Source organism: Citrobacter sp. wls826 (assembly GCF_005281245.1).
Lineage (GTDB): Bacteria > Pseudomonadota > Gammaproteobacteria > Enterobacterales > Enterobacteriaceae > Citrobacter > Citrobacter braakii.
In genome coordinates, this window is the sequence record NZ_SZWS01000027.1 from 147,005 (window position 1) to 162,884 (window position 15,880).

The window sequence follows — 15,880 nt, forward strand, 5'->3', positions numbered from 1 at the left end:
TCGATTTGAATTGGCCAGATAACCTAACGCCGCTGCTGACCGGCGTTGATACGGTCTATTACCTGGTCCATGGCATGGGAGAAGGCGGTGATTTTATCGCCCATGAGCGCCAGGTAGCAATGAACGTGCGCGATGCGCTACGTGATACGCCAGTCAAACAGCTTATTTTCCTGAGCTCATTACAGGCTCCCCGGCATGAACAATCCGATCATCTGCGTGCGCGACAGATAACCGCGGACACCCTGCGCGAATCAGGCGTGCCGATGACCGAATTGCGCGCGGGTATTATCGTAGGGGCAGGTTCTGCCGCCTTTGAAGTGATGCGCGACATGGTCTACAACCTGCCGGTACTCACCCCTCCGCGCTGGGTGCGCTCGCGTACCACGCCTATCGCGCTGGAGAATTTAATGTACTACCTGGTGGCGTTGTTGGATCATCCTACACGCCAACACCGCGTACTCGAAGCCGCCGGGCCGCAGGTATTGAGCTATCAGGAGCAGTTCGAGCATTTTATGGCGGTCAGCGGTAAACATCGCCTGCTCATCCCTGTCCCCTTTCCTACCCGCTGGATTTCGGTCTGGTTTTTGAACGTCATAACGTCAGTGCCGCCGACCACGGCAAAAGCGCTGATACAGGGGTTAAAACACGACCTGCTGGCCGATGACACCGAATTACGCACGCTGATCCCGCAAAAGCTGATTGCCTTTGATGACGCGGTGCGCAGCACGTTGAAAGAAGAAGAGAAGCTGGTCAATTCCAGCGACTGGGGTTACGACGCGCAGGCATTTGCCCGCTGGCGCCCCGAATATGGCTATTTCGCTAAACAAGCTGGCTTTAGCGTTGAAACCTCCGCCAGTCGGCAGGCGCTGTGGCAGGTGGTGAATCGCCTCGGCGGCAAAGAAGGCTATTTCTTTGGCAATATTTTATGGAAAACGCGCGCGGCGTTGGACCTGCTGGTCGGCCATAAGCTGGCGAAAGGCAGACCGCAACACTCTCTGTTGCAGGTTGGCGATACCGTTGATAGCTGGAAAGTTATCATCGTTGAGCCAGAAAAACAGCTGACGCTGCTGTTTGGGATGAAAGCGCCAGGATTGGGTCGACTGAGCTTCACGCTGGAAGATAAAGGCGACCACCGACGCATTGATGTCCGCGCCTGGTGGCATCCGCACGGCATGCCAGGCCTCTTCTATTGGCTGCTGATGATCCCGGCGCATCTGTTCATTTTCAGAGGGATGGCGAAGCGTATTGCTAAACTTGCAGAACAAATCACAGACTCATGATAAAAAGAGCCTGTATTCTTTCATGTTTCCCATTGCATACAGACGAAATTCACGGAAGAATGCGCACGACGTTTTTTAAACACAGTGGATTGATATGAAGGTACTGGTTACCGGAGCCACCAGCGGCTTAGGCCGAAACGCGGTTGAGTTTTTATGCAGCAAAGGCGTCAGCGTCAGAGCTACCGGTCGCAACGAAGCGATGGGCAAGCTGCTGGAGAAAATGGGCGCAGAGTTTGTGCATGCCGATTTGACCGAGCTGGTCTCTTCGCAGGCAAAAGTGATGCTCGCCGGTATCGATACGCTGTGGCACTGCTCCAGTTTTACCTCACCATGGGGAACTCAGGAAGCCTTCGATCTGGCCAACGTTCGCGCAACCCGCCGTCTGGGCGAGTGGGCCGTGGCCTGGGGCGTTCGTAACTTCATTCATATCTCATCACCGTCGCTCTATTTTGATTATCACCACCATCGCGATATCAAAGAGGACTTCCGCCCCCAACGCTTCGCCAATGAATTCGCCCGCAGTAAAGCGGCTGGCGAAGATGTGATTGCGTTGCTGACACAGGCCAACCCGCAGACCCGTTTTACGGTATTGCGTCCGCAAAGCTTGTTCGGACCACACGATAAAGTTTTTATCCCGCGCCTGGCCCATATGATGTACCACTACGGCAGCATTCTGTTGCCGCACGGCGGAAGTGCGCTGGTGGATATGACCTACTACGAGAATGCGGTGCACGCGATGTGGCTGGCAAGTCAGCAAGCCTGCGATAATCTGCCGTCGGGTCGTGCGTACAACATTACCAACGGCGAGCATCGCACCCTGCGCAGTATTGTGCAGAAACTCATCGACGAGCTAAATATTGATTGTCGTATCCGCTCCGTACCCTACCCGATGCTGGACATGATTGCCCGCAGCATGGAGCGGTTAGGCAATAAATCCGCGAAAGAGCCAAAGCTTACGCATTACGGCGTCTCGAAGCTGAATTTTGACTTTACGCTGGATACCACCCGCGCTCAGGAAGAATTAGGTTATCAGCCCGTTGTGACGCTGGATGAAGGGATTGAGCGTACCGCGGCCTGGCTGCGTGACCACGGCAAGCTGCCGCGTTAACCCTGCCCGTATTTCTCCAGTAACGCTTCGGCAATCGCCTGAGTTTCTGCATCCGCCACGCCGTTCCACAACGTCGGGCGGAAGTGCATCTGGAAGGCCATAATCACCCGCCGCTGTTCACGCGGCGTCATTTCAGGTTTTACCTCATAACCATAGCGCGACAGCAGATCGAGCAATGATGAGGTTTCTACCGGTGTATCGGGCGCTCGCCCGGCAAGATAAAACGCCACCCGCTGAGCATCCGGCCACGCGCCAATTCCCTGAGCGGCCAGTTCTTCCCATGGAAACAGCGGACCTGGATCGTCCTTGCGCTGCGGTGCGACATCCGCATGGGCCACCACGTTCTGTGGTTTTATGTCATAACGGGCAATAATATCTTTCGCCAAGGGGATTAACGCCTGAATTTGCGCGGGTTCAAACGGCGCAAAATACTTGCTGCCCGCCGATTTTTGCCAGCCGCGGTTTTCCAGCTCAATGCCGATCGAGGTATCGTTAATTCGCGTAGCGCCGCGCCAGAAGCTAATCCCCGCATGCCAGGCCAGATCTTTTTCCGGCACCAGTTGCCAGATACGCGGTTTGCCGTGGTAGAGCGGCGGCACTGCCGGGATCAGATAGTGCGAGCTGACGTTTTTATCGGTCAGCGTAGCCAGAGAAGAGTCGAAATCATCGGCCGTGTAATGGATAACCAGCACTTTAATGCGCGGGTAAGCAGCCTGCGCCTGACGACGGGTATCTAACTGATACCCGTCTTTGTCGACAATCCCTTTTTCGCCAGCACATCCTACCAGCAGCAGCGTTAATGCCAGCAGAGACAGCAGACGCTTCATCGGCGAGTTTTCACCGCAGTGCCGCTGACGCTCACCATCAGCATGCTACCGTCTTTGCCCACGGTTTCGTAATCGATATCGATACCGACTACCGCATCAGCACCGAGCGCTTTTGCCTGTTCACCAAGCTCCTGAAAAGCAATTTCACGCGCTTTACGCAGCTCTTTTTCATACGCGCCGGAGCGACCGCCGACGATATCGCGAATGCCGGCGAAGAAATCGCGGAAGATATTCGCGCCTAAAATGGCTTCGCCAGTCACAACACCGCAGTATTCCACGATGCTCTGCCCTTCCAGCGTAGGGGTAGTCGAAAACTGCATGGTTAATCTCCTTTTTGCGCTAAGAGCACGATCTCAAAAGCATTATCGAACCGATCCACTATCATTGAAAGGATATATTCTTTACACAAAATAATTCGAGTTGCAGGAAGGCGGCAAGAGAGTGAATCCCCAGGAGCATAGATAACTATGTGACTGGGGTGAACGCACGTAGCCAACGCACAAGCAACTTGAAGTATGACATGTAAATCAACGTAGAACACTAATAGTAGAAAGCTAATAAGGAAATCATTATGCGCTACTCGAAACTCTCTCTGCTGGTTCCATGTGCACTACTTCTCAGCGCCTGTACTACCGTAACGCCGGCCTACAAAGATAACGGCACGCGTAGCGGCTCTTGCGTAGAAGGCGGGCCAGACAGCGTGGCTCAACAATTCTATGATTACCGTATTCAGCACCGAAACAATGACATTACTCCCCTTCGTCCGTACCTCAGCGACAACCTGGCGAAACTGCTGAACGATGCCAGCCGTGATAACGCGCATCGCGATCTGTTTAACAGCGATCCGTTCTCTAGTCGCGCTACGTTACCGGACAGTGCCAGCGTCGCCAGCGCATCGACCATTCCGAATAGTGATGCACGCAACATTCCGCTGCGCGTAGAGCTTAAACAGGGTGACCAAAGCTGGCGTGATGAAGTGCTGATGATCCGCGAAGGCCAGTGCTGGGTAATTGACGATGTCCGCTATCTGGGCGGCAGCGTACACGCGCCAGCCGGGACGCTGCGCCAGTCTGTCGAAAACCGCTAACCGCCCCATTCACCCGCCTGAATCATAACCCCCATAAATTGTCTGGCATTCTGCATAGAATGCCGACAATTATTCTTGCCCACTGGTGGCCCCGCTATTTTGTGCTATGTTTAGATAAGAATGCGGTTTGCATTTAACTTTTAACGCATAAATATTGCATAACTATTCTGTCAAAGGTAGTATCTGCGGCTTCAATAGCTATCAGACTGCCAGTATCGAGTGTCAATGAGTATTCAATTAAACGGCATTAACTGCTTCTACGGCGCACATCAGGCGCTGTTCGATATCACGCTGGATTGCCCTCAGGGTGAAACACTGGTGTTACTTGGCCCAAGTGGAGCCGGGAAAAGCTCGCTGCTGCGCGTACTCAACCTGCTTGAGATGCCGCGCTCGGGCACACTCTCTATTGCGGGAAACCGTTTCGACTTCACGAAGACCCCATCAGACAAAGCCATTCGGGAGCTGCGTCAGAACGTGGGCATGGTCTTCCAGCAATACAACCTTTGGCCGCATCTCACGGTTGTGCAGAATCTGATTGAAGCGCCCTGCCGCGTACTGGGTCTGACAAAAGATCAAGCGCTGGCGCGTGCCGAAAAATTGCTGGAACGTCTGCGCCTGAAGCCGTACAGCGATCGCTACCCACTGCATCTCTCCGGTGGCCAGCAACAGCGTGTGGCCATTGCCCGTGCGTTGATGATGGAGCCGCAGGTGCTGCTGTTTGATGAACCTACCGCAGCGCTTGATCCGGAAATTACTGCCCAAATCGTCAGCATCATTCGTGAACTGGCGGAAACTAACATTACTCAGGTGATCGTCACCCACGAAGTGGAAGTTGCACGTAAAACGGCCAGCCGTGTGGTGTATATGGAAAACGGTCATATCGTCGAGTTTGGGGATGCGAGCTGCTTTGCCAACCCGCAAACCGAAGCGTTTAAAAACTATCTCTCTCACTAAGATTCGGGACAATACAATGAAAAAAGTTCTGATTGCCGCGCTAATCGCAGGTTTTAGCCTTTCCGCTACCGCAGCCCAAACCATCCGTTTCGCCACCGAAGCGTCTTATCCTCCGTTTGAATCTATTGATGCGAATAACAAAATCGTAGGGTTTGACGTTGATCTGGCGAATGCGCTGTGTAAAGAGATTGACGCGACCTGTACCTTCACCAATCAGGCCTTCGACAGCCTGATCCCGAGCCTGAAATTCCGTCGTTTTGACGCGGTGATGGCCGGTATGGACATCACGCCAGAGCGTGAAAAACAGGTTCTGTTCACCACCCCGTATTACGACAACTCTGCCCTGTTTGTTGGCCAACAGGGTAAATACACCAGCATTGACCAGCTGAAAGGCAAAAAAGTCGGTGTACAAAACGGTACTACGCACCAGAAATTCATCATGGATAAACATCCGGAAGTGACCACCGTACCGTATGACAGCTACCAGAATGCCAAACTCGATCTGCAAAATGGTCGTATTGACGGCGTATTTGGTGATACCGCAGTGGTGACCGAATGGCTGAAAGACAATCCAAAGCTGGCCGCAGTTGGCGACAAAGTGACGGATAAAGATTACTTCGGTACGGGTCTGGGCATCGCTGTGCGCCAGGGCAATACCGAGCTGCAGCAGAAATTTAACGCTGCGCTGGAAAAAGTGAAGAAAGATGGGACTTACGAGACCATCTACAACAAATGGTTCCAGAAGTAATACTTGATGAATGAATTTTTTCCTTTAGCAAGCGCCGCCGGGATGACCGTCGGCCTTGCCGTTTGTGCGCTGATTATTGGCCTCGCGCTCGCCATGTTTTTTGCCGTCTGGGAGTCAGTAAAATGGCGTCCGGTAGCATGGACGGGTTCAGCTCTGGTCACCATCCTGCGTGGTCTGCCGGAAATTCTGGTGGTTCTGTTCATCTATTTCGGCTCTTCACAGCTGCTGCTGACGCTGGCCGATGGCTTTACGATCAATCTCGGGTTTGTACAAATCCCGGTTCAGATGCAGATCGAAAACTTTGACGTCAGCCCGTTCCTGTGCGGTGTGATTGCGCTGTCATTGCTGTATGCGGCTTACGCGTCACAAACGCTGCGTGGCGCGCTGAAGGCCGTACCACTCGGACAATGGGAATCAGGTCAGGCGTTGGGTTTGTCTAAAGCCGCGATCTTCTTTCGCCTGGTGATGCCGCAGATGTGGCGCCACGCTCTGCCGGGACTGGGTAACCAGTGGCTGGTATTGCTGAAAGATACCGCGCTGGTCAGCCTTATCAGCGTGAACGATCTGATGCTGCAAACCAAGAGCATTGCCACCCGTACCCAGGAGCCGTTTACCTGGTACATTGTGGCGGCGGCTATTTACCTGGTGATTACGCTGGTGAGTCAGTACATTCTCAAACGCATTGACCTGCGCGCGACACGATTTGAGCGGAGACCAGGCTGATGCTTGAGTATTTACCTGAATTGTTAAAAGGGCTGCATACCAGCCTGACGCTGACGGTCGCCTCCATCGTGGTTGCTCTGGTGCTGGCGCTGGTTTTCACCGTCATCCTGACGCTAAAAACGCCGATTGTGGTCTGGTTGGTTCGCGCCTATATCACGTTGTTTACCGGTACTCCGCTGCTGGTGCAAATCTTCCTGATCTACTACGGGCCAGGGCAGTTCCCGACGCTACAGGAGTATCCGGTACTGTGGCACCTGCTCTCTGAACCGTGGCTGTGCGCCTTAATTGCGCTATCGTTAAACAGTGCGGCTTATACCACTCAACTGTTCTACGGTGCTATCCGCGCAATCCCGGAAGGCCAGTGGCAGTCCTGTGGAGCGTTGGGGATGAGTAAGAAGGATACGCTGGCGATTCTGTTGCCGTACGCCTTTAAACGCGCCCTCTCCTCGTATTCCAACGAAGTGGTGCTGGTGTTTAAAAGTACCTCACTGGCATACACCATCACGCTGATGGAAGTCATGGGCTATAGTCAGCTGCTGTACGGTCGCACTTATGACGTCATGGTTTTCGGCGCGGCGGGTGTGATTTACCTGATCGTCAACGGTTTGCTGACGCTGATGATGCGCTTGATCGAACGTAAAGCGCTGGCGTTTGAACACCGGAATTAAATCGGTTTTTATGTCTGATGGCGCTACGCTTATCAGGCTACGATTCATCTTCCGTTGTACACTCTCCGGTGAATATGCATAAAGCCAAAATAAAAAAGACGGACAACAACCTAAATTGTCCGTCTTTTTTTATACCAGAAAAAATAGTTAATCATTTTTATTGCATATAAATTCATTAAATGGCATTGTTAATTCACGCCGCAGACACGGTAAATAATCATAAGATTGACAGACGGGAGTTCCACCATGAAAAAGTTAGTACTGGCCGCATTACTTGCTACTTTCGCCGCTGGCGCCTCAGCTGCTGATAAAATTAGTTTCGGTGTATCAGCAACTTATCCGCCATTTGAGTCACTGGATGCAAGCAATAAAATTGTCGGTTTTGACATCGACCTGGCAACGGCACTGTGCAAACAAATGCAGGCTGACTGTACTTTCACCAATCATGCTTTTGATAGCTTGATTCCCGCGCTGAAATTCAAAAAATATGATGCGGTGATTTCCGGAATGGACATCACGCCTGAGCGTAGCAAGCAGGTGGCATTTACTCAGCCTTACTATGCAAACTCCGCGCTGGTGATTGCGAAAAAAGACACCTATAAAACCTTTGCCGACCTGAAAGGGAAACGCATTGGCATGGAAAACGGCACCACGCACCAGAAATACCTGCAGGACAAACACCCTGAAGTGAAAACCGTGGCCTACGACAGCTATCAGAATGCGATTATCGACCTGAAAAATGGTCGTATTGATGGCGTATTTGGCGATACCGCCGTGGTTAACGAGTGGCTGAAAACCAACCCGCAGTTAGGTGTAGCCACTGACAAAGTGACCGACCCACAATACTTCGGTACTGGTCTTGGCATTGCGGTTCGCCCAGATAACAAAGCCCTGCTGGAAAAACTGAATAGCGCGCTGGCCGCAATCAAAGCTGACGGCACGTACCAAAAAATCAGCGATCAGTGGTTCCCACAGTAACGTCCGCCCAATCTGAAAAGCCGCATTCTGCGGCTTTTTTTATCTCTTCGCCTTCGCTTTCAGTCAGTTCTTACGCCATAAACCCATTCCTGGCGTACACTTGTTAAAACGAAAAAAAGTGAGGCAAACGGATGATAGCGTTCCCTGCCAGTTTACTGATCCTCAACGGAAAAAGTGCTGATAATCTCCCCCTGCGTGATGTCATTGCAGAGCTACGCGATGAAGGCGTGGAAATCCATGTTCGCGTTACCTGGGAAAAAGGCGACGCCCAACGCTACGTTGATGAAGCTCGCCAGTTAGGTGTTGCAACGGTGATTGCCGGCGGCGGCGACGGCACAATTAACGAAGTCTCGACGGCGCTGATCCAGTCGCAGGGCGGCAATATCCCGGCGCTAGGTATTTTACCGTTGGGAACGGCGAATGATTTTGCAACCAGCGTAGGCATACCCGACGCCCTTGATAAGGCGTTAAAACTGGCTATCGCCGGAAATGCGACTGATATCGATATGGTTCAGGTCAATGATAAAACCTGTTTTATCAATATGGCGACCGGCGGCTTCGGCACACGCATCACCAGCGAGACGCCAGAAAAACTCAAGGCCGCATTAGGTGGCGTATCGTACTTTATTCACGGATTAATGCGCATGGATACGCTCAAACCCGACATCTGCGACATTCGTGGGGAAGATTTTCACTGGCAGGGTAAGGCGCTGGTCATTGGTATCGGTAATGGTCGTCAGGCCGGTGGTGGGCAACAGCTTTGCCCGACGGCGCTGATCAACGATGGTCTGCTGCAACTGCGTATTTTTACCGGCGAAGAGCTGCTGCCAGGGCTGCTTTCGGCGTTAACGCAATCCGAAGACAACCCTAACATCATCGAAGGCGCATCATCGTGGTTTGATATCCGCGCCCCGCACGAAATTACGTTTAATCTCGATGGCGAACCGCTTAGCGGACAAGAATTTCATATTGAAATCCTGCCCGCAGCGCTACGTTGCAGACTGCCGCCGGGTTGTCCGCTACTGCGTTAACACGACGCCCCCCCAACTGGAATCAGGCAATGGTGACTTTGCTGTCCAGATAAACATCCTGCACGGCGTTAATCAGCTTAACGCCGTCAGCCATGGTTTTCTTGAATGCTTTTCGTCCAAGAATCAGCCCCATGCCGCCAGCACGTTTGTTAATCACCGCCGTACGTACCGCATCGCTCAGATCGGTTTCGCCGCCAGCCGCACCGCCAGAGTTAATTAATCCGGCGCGCCCCATATAGCAGTTCGCCAGCTGATAACGCACCAGATCGATTGGGTTGTCGCTGGTCAGCTTGCTGTAAACGCGATCGTCGGTGTAGCCAAAGTTGACTGCTTTATACCCGCCGTTATTTTCCGCCATTTTCTGCTTAACGATATCCGCCCCGATAGTGGCTGCCAGATGGTTAGCCTGCCCGGTGAGATCGGCGGAAACATGGTAATCCACGCCATCTTTTTTAAACGCGGAGTTACGCAGATACGCCCATAGCACGGTGACCATCCCCAGTTCATGAGCGCGCTCGAACGCCGCAGAAATCTCTTCAATCTGGCGACGGGACTCCTCTGAACCGAAATAGATGGTTGCCCCTACCGCAACCGCGCCCATATTGAATGCCTGTTCTACGCTGGCATACAGCGTCTGGTCAAACGTATTGGGGTAGCTCAGCGTTTCGTTGTGGTTAATTTTTACAAGAAACGGAATGCGGTGCGCGTAGCGACGGGAGACGGAAGCCAGCACGCCATAGGTCGATGCCACGCAGTTACACCCTGCTTCGATAGCCAGTTCCACAATATTCTTCGGATCAAAGTACAGCGGGTTAGCCGCAAACGATGCCCCCGCGGAGTGTTCCACGCCCTGATCCACCGGTAGAATTGACAGATAACCTGTCCCAGCCAGTCGGCCCGTGTTATACAGCGTTTGCATATTACGCAGCACCGCTGGCGGACGGTTGTTATCCACCATCACGCGATCGACGTAATCATGTCCAGGCAGGTAAAGTTGGTCAGAAGGAATGGTCATACAACGATGCTGTAAAAGGTTGTCGGCATCTTTGCCAAGCAACTGCGCAATATCAGTCATAGCTATGCTCCCGTAAGTTCCGATTTGAAACCGGAATGTGGATTGTCCTGACCCGCTTTGTTGCGGGCAGCAATAAGCCTGGTACCGACTGCGTTTTTTTTCCATCTTTAGCGCACTTTTCAGCAACTTCTGCTGGCTCGATTCAGGAAGAAATAATGTTAAGGCGGTCAAATTTAGACCTCAAAGGTATTTTAAAGGTATTATCGAATGGTACTATCAGTGCGTACCTTACCTGTCATGAAGGATTTAAAGATGAAAACTACAGTTAAGCTGTCGTTCATGATGTTTATAGAGTGGTTTATCTGGGGCGCCTGGTTTGTACCGCTGTGGCTGTGGCTGAGTAAAAGTGGCTTTAGCGCCGGGGAGATCGGCTGGTCCTACGCCTGTACCGCGATTGCTGCGATCCTGTCGCCCATCCTGGTCGGTTCTGTCACTGACCGTTTTTTCTCCGCGCAAAAAGTGCTGGCGGTGCTGATGTTCGTCGGCGCTATTTTGATGTACTTCGCCGCCCAGCAAACCACCTTCAGCGGATTTTTCCCGCTGTTACTGGCCTATTCGTTGACCTATATGCCGACGATTGCGCTGACCAACAGTATCGCTTTTGCCAACGTCAGTGATGTTGAGCGTGATTTCCCGCGCATCCGTGTGATGGGGACCATTGGCTGGATCGCCTCTGGTTTGGCCTGCGGTTTCTTACCGCAAATGCTTGGCTATAGTGACATCTCCCCTACCAATATTCCTCTGCTTATCACTGCCGGAAGCTCCGCTCTGTTAGGCGTCTTTGCGTTCTTTTTACCGGATACGCCGCCGAAAAGTACCGGCAAAATGGATTTCAAGGTCATGCTGGGTCTGGATGCGCTGATCCTGCTGCGGGATAAGAACTTCCTCGTCTTTTTCTTTTGCTCTTTTCTGTTCGCGATGCCGCTGGCGTTCTATTACATCTTCGCCAACGGTTATCTGACAGAAGTCGGGATGAAAAACGCCACCGGCTGGATGACGCTGGGCCAGTTCTCTGAAATCTTCTTTATGCTGGCGCTACCGTTTTTCACCAAACGCTTTGGCATTAAAAAGGTATTGCTGCTTGGTCTTATTACTGCGGCTATCCGCTACGGATTTTTCGTTTACGGCGGCGCGGAAGAATATTTCACTTACGCTCTGCTGTTTCTCGGCATTCTGCTGCACGGCGTCAGTTACGACTTCTACTACGTCACAGCCTACATTTATGTCGATAAAAAAGCGCCCGTACATATGCGCACCGCGGCGCAAGGGCTTATCACCCTCTGCTGTCAGGGATTCGGTAGCCTGCTCGGTTATCGTCTGGGCGGCGTGATGATGGAAAAAATGTTTGCTTATCAGGAACCGGTGAATGGTCTTACCTTTAACTGGGCTGGCATGTGGGGATTTGGCGCGGTCATGATCGCCGTCATTGCCGTAATGTTTATGATTTTCTTTCGCGAGTCAGATAAAGAAATCACCGCCATTAAGGTGGATGATCGCGATGTAGCGTTGAAACAAGGGGAAGTAAAATGAAAGCAGAACGTATTCTCGGTGCTCTTTATGGGCAGGCGTTAGGGGATGCGATGGGTATGCCGTCGGAACTGTGGCCCAGAACCCGGGTTAAAGCCCATTTCGGTTGGATCGACCGTTTTTTACCCGGCCCTGCGGAGAATAATGCCGCCTGCTATTTTAACCAGGCGGAGTTCACTGATGACACCTCCATGGCGCTGTGTCTGGCTGATGCCCTGCTTGAGTGCGACGGAGAGATTGTACCCGACGTTATTGGCCGCAATATTCTGGCCTGGGCCGAACGTTTTGATGCTTTTAATAAAAACGTGCTCGGCCCGACCTCAAAAATTGCGCTAAAAGCCATTCGCGACGGCAAACCTGTCGCCGAACTGGAAAATAACGGCGTTACCAACGGAGCGGCAATGCGCGTTTCACCGCTGGGATGTCTGCTCCCCGCGCGCGATCTCGATGCCTTTATCGATGATGTGGCATTAGCCTCCAGCCCGACGCATAAATCGGATTTGGCTATCGCTGGCGCAGTGGTGGTCGCATGGGCGGTATCACGCGCTATCGACGGCGGAAAATGGTCAGAGATTGTCGACGCGCTGCCAGCCATTGCCCGGCATGCGCAGCAAAAAAGGATCACTACCTTTAGCGCATCGCTCTCTGCACGCCTTGAACTGGCGCTGAAAATTGTCCGTAACGCTGACGGCATTGAGTCTGCCTGCGAGCAGTTGTATCAGGTTGTAGGGGCCGGAACCAGTACCATTGAATCCGTGCCATGCGCCATCGCTATGGTTGAGCTGGCGCAGACCGATCCTAACCGCTGCGCCATTCTGTGCGCGAACCTCGGGGGCGATACCGACACCATCGGGGCGATGGCAACTGCCATTTGTGGCGCGCTCCACGGCGTAAGTGCGATTAATCCGGCATTGAAACATGAGCTCGATGCGGTAAATCAGCTGGACTTTATCCGCTACGCCAGTGGATTGATGCGACTGCGCGAGCAGCGGGAGGCACTATGAGCACCACGCGTCTGCAACAACTTCTCCCGCAGTTACGCACACAGCGACCCGTTACGGTGGTGGGTGCGGCGGTGATTGATGTCATTGCCGATGCGTATGCCCTTCCCTGGCGCGGATGTGACATTGAACTCAAACAGCAAGGGGTGAACGTTGGCGGCTGCGCGCTCAATATCGCCGTAGCACTCAAGCGGTTAGGTATCGACGCCAGTAATGCTTTACCGCTGGGTCAGGGAGTGTGGGCCGATATTATCCGCAACCGGATGGCAAAAGAGGGACTGCACAGCCTGATCGATAACGCCGCAGGCGATAACGGCTGGTGTCTGGCTCTGGTCGAGCCGGATGGCGAACGTACCTTTATGTCCTTTAGTGGCGTCGAAAATCAGTGGAACGCTGACTGGCTGGCACAGCTGGAGATCCCACGTCACAGCCTGGTTTATCTCTCGGGCTATCAGTTAGCCTCTCCGTGTGGTGAGTTGCTGGTGCATTGGCTGGAAGGGCTGGAGGAAGTGACGCCGTTTATCGATTTTGGCCCACGCATCGGCGACATTCCCGAGCCCTTACTGGCAAGAATTATGGCCTGCCGTCCACTGGTATCGCTCAATCGGCAGGAGGCGGAAATTGCCGCCGAGCGGTTTGCATTAAGCCAGGATATAGAAGGTTTTGGCGCACAATGGGTGCAACGTTTTGCCACACCGGTGGTGGTACGCCACGATAAAGACGGTGCGTGGTATTTCAGCACCCAAACTTCCGGTTGCATACCGGCATTTTCGACAGCGGTCGTTGATACCATTGGCGCAGGTGACAGCCACGCTGGCGGCATGCTGGCTGGACTGGCGTCTGGCTGGTCGCTGGCTGACGCGGTACTGCTTGGAAACGCCGTGGCGTCCTGGGTGGTAGGGCATCGCGGGGGCGATTGCGCCCCTACGCGCGAGGCGTTACTCCTCGCACACAAACACGTATAGGTCGCTTCGACAATAGCTGATGCTGTATTCAATGGGCCGTTGCTGCTGGTCAAGCGCTACCTGCTTGATCACCAGCACCGGCACTTTGCTGTCCATTTGAATGTGCGCCTGGAACTCTGCGTCAGGCATTCGGGCACTGACACGTGAGCGGGTGCGCTGCGGGAAAATATGCTGGCTGCGAAAATAGTCATACAGTGAAACGCCGATGGCATCCACGTCATGAATTAGATGGGCAGGAACCCATGACTCTTCAATAGAAACCGCATCTTCATCTACGTAGCGAATGCGCTTGAGCAAGAAGACGTCACTCCCCGTGGCAACAGCCAGCTGCTGCGCTACCTCTTCCGGGCAAGGCACAATCCGCTTGTTAACCCACAGCGTATCTGGTTTTTTACCGCGCAACACCACCTGCTGTGAAAAACCACGCGCTTCTTTTAGCGAATACTCGAAGATGTTGTTGATCTGCGTCCCGTAACCGCGGGCGCGCGTCACGACGCCTTCTTCTTCCAAAGCCTGCATCGCCTTACGAACCGTAATTCGCGAAACGCCGGTCAACTGGCTGAGATCGCGCTCGCCGGGCAGGATGTTTCCATGCTCCAGAATCCCGCTACGCACAGCGTTTTTCACCGTTTGCGCAAATTTCATATACAGCGGCGTGTTATCTGCCGCGGAAATACGTTCATTCAGTTGCGCGATAAGCTGGGTATGCGCTTGTTCCATTTATCTTTTTCCTGCAGCCGTTTCTGCAGCCAGTATACTCATTACCACCACGCGTGGAAATGATGCACCGGACCAATTCCCTCACCGACTTCCAGGGTGTCGGCCTGCGCCAATGCCGCTGAAAGCCACAACTTAGCTTCCTGCACTGTCTGTGCCCAGTTGTCATGGCGCGGACGCAGCGCCGCCAGTGCCGCCGATAGCGTACAGCCAGTACCGTGGGTATTTTTGGTCATCACCCTTGGCGCGGTAAAACGCTGCTCGCCATCACGGGTAAAGAGCCAGTCGGGGCTTTGCGCATCCTCCAGATGACCGCCTTTCATCAACACCGCCTCGCAACCCAGCGCCCGCAGCGCCCTTCCCTGCTCTAACATCTCCTGCTCAGTCTGCGCATGGGGAGCCCCGAGCAGCGCCGCAGCTTCGGGTAAATTTGGGGTGATAATCGAAACCTGCGGCAGCAAATGGGTACGCAGCGTTTCAACCGCCGAAGGAGACAGCAACGGATCGCCGCTTTTCGCCAGCATCACTGTATCCAGCACGACATTTTGCACCCGATGGCGACGCAAGCGTTCGGCGACCGCTTCAACAATATCCGTTTCCGCCAGCATACCGATTTTAGTGGTGTCGATACGCACATCACTGAACACCGAATCCAGCTGCGCGGCGACAAAGTCAGGTTCAATGCGATACACCGACTGCACCCCGCGCGTATTTTGCGCCACCAACGCCGTAATAACCGAGCAGCCGTAAGCGCCAAGCGCCGAGAACGTTTTTAAATCGGCCTGAATACCTGCGCCACCGCTTGGATCGGTTCCGGCAATCGTTAATGCGTTAATCCGTTTCATAGTTGCTCCTGCGCGTTCAGGTTATAGAGGGCGTCAATAAATGCCGGGACAAAACTGCCCGGTCCGGTTGATTGTCGAGTGGCTATTTGTCCGGCCTGTTTCATCCAGCTACAGGCGGAGGCGACGTTATCAAGCCGGTCACCGTGCAGGGCGCAACTGGCCGCAACGACCGCCGACAGCGCGCATCCGGTGCCCACCACGCGCGTCATCAACGGATCACCGCCGTTCACGCAGACGGTACGCTGACCATCGGTGACATAGTCAATTTCGCCGGTAACCACGACAATGGTCCCAACCTGACGAGCCAGTGCCTGCGCTGCGGGAAGCGCAGCGGCTGCCGTATCGG

General features: G+C 53.4%; 18 protein-coding genes. 12 read left to right on the forward strand and 6 right to left on the reverse strand.

The genetic code is table 11. The annotated features are described in order from the left end of the window. The coding region (locus FDW87_RS06560; RefSeq protein ID WP_252363052.1) for a DUF2867 domain-containing protein at positions 1–1,280 on the forward strand (1,280 nt) is incomplete at its 5' end. Positions 1,281–1,374: 94 nt separating this feature from the next. Continuing rightward, positions 1,375–2,388, forward strand: coding sequence for an NAD(P)-dependent oxidoreductase (locus FDW87_RS06565; protein WP_016153664.1), 1,014 nt, complete (start codon positions 1,375–1,377; stop codon positions 2,386–2,388). Here the strand turns inward: FDW87_RS06565 and FDW87_RS06570 are convergent. Together FDW87_RS06570 and FDW87_RS06575 are read right to left on the reverse strand one after the other, a co-directional pair. After that, positions 2,385–3,215, reverse strand: a complete 831-nt coding sequence (locus tag FDW87_RS06570; protein WP_016156948.1) for an N-acetylmuramoyl-L-alanine amidase — start codon at positions 3,213–3,215, stop codon at positions 2,385–2,387. The genes FDW87_RS06565 and FDW87_RS06570 overlap by 4 nt on opposite strands. Next, positions 3,212–3,535, reverse strand: a complete 324-nt coding sequence (locus tag FDW87_RS06575) for a heavy metal-binding domain-containing protein (RefSeq protein WP_001160725.1) — start codon at positions 3,533–3,535, stop codon at positions 3,212–3,214. The genes FDW87_RS06570 and FDW87_RS06575 overlap by 4 nt, the downstream gene beginning before the upstream one ends. Positions 3,536–3,786: 251 nt before the next feature. On the opposite strand from FDW87_RS06575, the gene FDW87_RS06580 reads away from it, so the two are divergent. The 7 genes from FDW87_RS06580 (at position 3,787) to yegS (ending at position 9,404) form a co-directional block, all read left to right on the forward strand. Continuing rightward, on the forward strand, positions 3,787–4,302 hold the full coding sequence (locus FDW87_RS06580; RefSeq protein ID WP_019077200.1) for a lipoprotein: 516 nt from the start codon (positions 3,787–3,789) through the stop codon (positions 4,300–4,302). A 225-nt stretch (positions 4,303–4,527) separates the two neighbouring features. After that, positions 4,528–5,256: an arginine ABC transporter ATP-binding protein ArtP gene (gene artP, locus FDW87_RS06585; RefSeq protein ID WP_016156950.1), complete on the forward strand. Its 729-nt coding sequence runs from the start codon at positions 4,528–4,530 to the stop codon at positions 5,254–5,256. A 16-nt stretch (positions 5,257–5,272) separates the two neighbouring features. Next, on the forward strand, positions 5,273–6,004 hold the full coding sequence (gene artI, locus FDW87_RS06590; protein WP_003027298.1) for an arginine ABC transporter substrate-binding protein ArtI: 732 nt from the start codon (positions 5,273–5,275) through the stop codon (positions 6,002–6,004). Positions 6,005–6,010: 6 nt separating this feature from the next. Beyond that, a complete protein-coding gene (artQ, locus tag FDW87_RS06595; RefSeq protein ID WP_016153668.1) occupies positions 6,011–6,727 on the forward strand; it encodes an arginine ABC transporter permease ArtQ in 717 nt (238 codons plus the stop codon). Further along, a complete protein-coding gene (gene artM, locus FDW87_RS06600) occupies positions 6,727–7,395 on the forward strand; it encodes an arginine ABC transporter permease ArtM (protein WP_016153669.1) in 669 nt (222 codons plus the stop codon). The genes artQ and artM overlap by 1 nt, the downstream gene beginning before the upstream one ends. Positions 7,396–7,641: 246 nt before the next feature. After that, positions 7,642–8,373: an arginine ABC transporter substrate-binding protein ArtJ gene (gene artJ, locus FDW87_RS06605; protein ID WP_016153670.1), complete on the forward strand. Its 732-nt coding sequence runs from the start codon at positions 7,642–7,644 to the stop codon at positions 8,371–8,373. Between the two features lie 131 nt (positions 8,374–8,504). Beyond that, complete coding sequence (yegS, locus tag FDW87_RS06610) at positions 8,505–9,404, forward strand: lipid kinase YegS (protein ID WP_046275436.1); 900 nt, start codon at positions 8,505–8,507, stop codon at positions 9,402–9,404. 22 nt (positions 9,405–9,426) lie between these two features. Here yegS and fbaB read toward each other — a convergent pair whose 3' ends face one another. Continuing rightward, positions 9,427–10,479 carry a class I fructose-bisphosphate aldolase gene (gene fbaB / locus FDW87_RS06615; protein ID WP_016153672.1) on the reverse strand — a complete coding sequence of 351 codons (1,053 nt, stop codon included), beginning with the start codon at positions 10,477–10,479 and terminating at the stop codon, positions 9,427–9,429. A 252-nt stretch (positions 10,480–10,731) separates the two neighbouring features. On the opposite strand from fbaB, the gene FDW87_RS06625 reads away from it, so the two are divergent. Genes FDW87_RS06625 through FDW87_RS06635 form a run of 3 tightly spaced genes read left to right on the forward strand, consistent with a single transcriptional unit; the run spans position 10,732 to position 13,972 of the window. Next, positions 10,732–12,009, forward strand: coding sequence for a nucleoside permease (locus FDW87_RS06625; RefSeq protein ID WP_049269027.1), 1,278 nt, complete (start codon positions 10,732–10,734; stop codon positions 12,007–12,009). After that, on the forward strand, positions 12,006–13,010 hold the full coding sequence (locus FDW87_RS06630) for an ADP-ribosylglycohydrolase family protein (RefSeq protein ID WP_019077202.1): 1,005 nt from the start codon (positions 12,006–12,008) through the stop codon (positions 13,008–13,010). The genes FDW87_RS06625 and FDW87_RS06630 overlap by 4 nt, the downstream gene beginning before the upstream one ends. Then, positions 13,007–13,972 (forward strand): PfkB family carbohydrate kinase, encoded by a 966-nt coding sequence (locus tag FDW87_RS06635; RefSeq protein ID WP_049269029.1) that lies wholly within the window; start codon positions 13,007–13,009, stop codon positions 13,970–13,972. Before FDW87_RS06630 ends, FDW87_RS06635 begins: the two co-directional genes overlap by 4 nt. On the opposite strand, the gene FDW87_RS06640 is transcribed toward FDW87_RS06635, so the two are convergent. From FDW87_RS06640 to FDW87_RS22010, 3 genes are all read right to left on the reverse strand, one after another. Further along, positions 13,946–14,692, reverse strand: a complete 747-nt coding sequence (locus FDW87_RS06640; RefSeq protein ID WP_016153677.1) for a GntR family transcriptional regulator — start codon at positions 14,690–14,692, stop codon at positions 13,946–13,948. The two genes, FDW87_RS06635 and FDW87_RS06640, sit on opposite strands and share 27 nt — an antisense overlap. A gap of 41 nt (positions 14,693–14,733) precedes the next feature. Beyond that, positions 14,734–15,534, reverse strand: coding sequence for a bifunctional hydroxymethylpyrimidine kinase/phosphomethylpyrimidine kinase (thiD, locus tag FDW87_RS06645; protein ID WP_016156956.1), 801 nt, complete (start codon positions 15,532–15,534; stop codon positions 14,734–14,736). Then, positions 15,531–15,880, reverse strand: a 350-nt coding sequence (locus tag FDW87_RS22010) for a hydroxyethylthiazole kinase (protein ID WP_252363053.1), incomplete at its 5' end; no start/stop codon positions are given. The genes FDW87_RS22010 and thiD, both read right to left, overlap by 4 nt.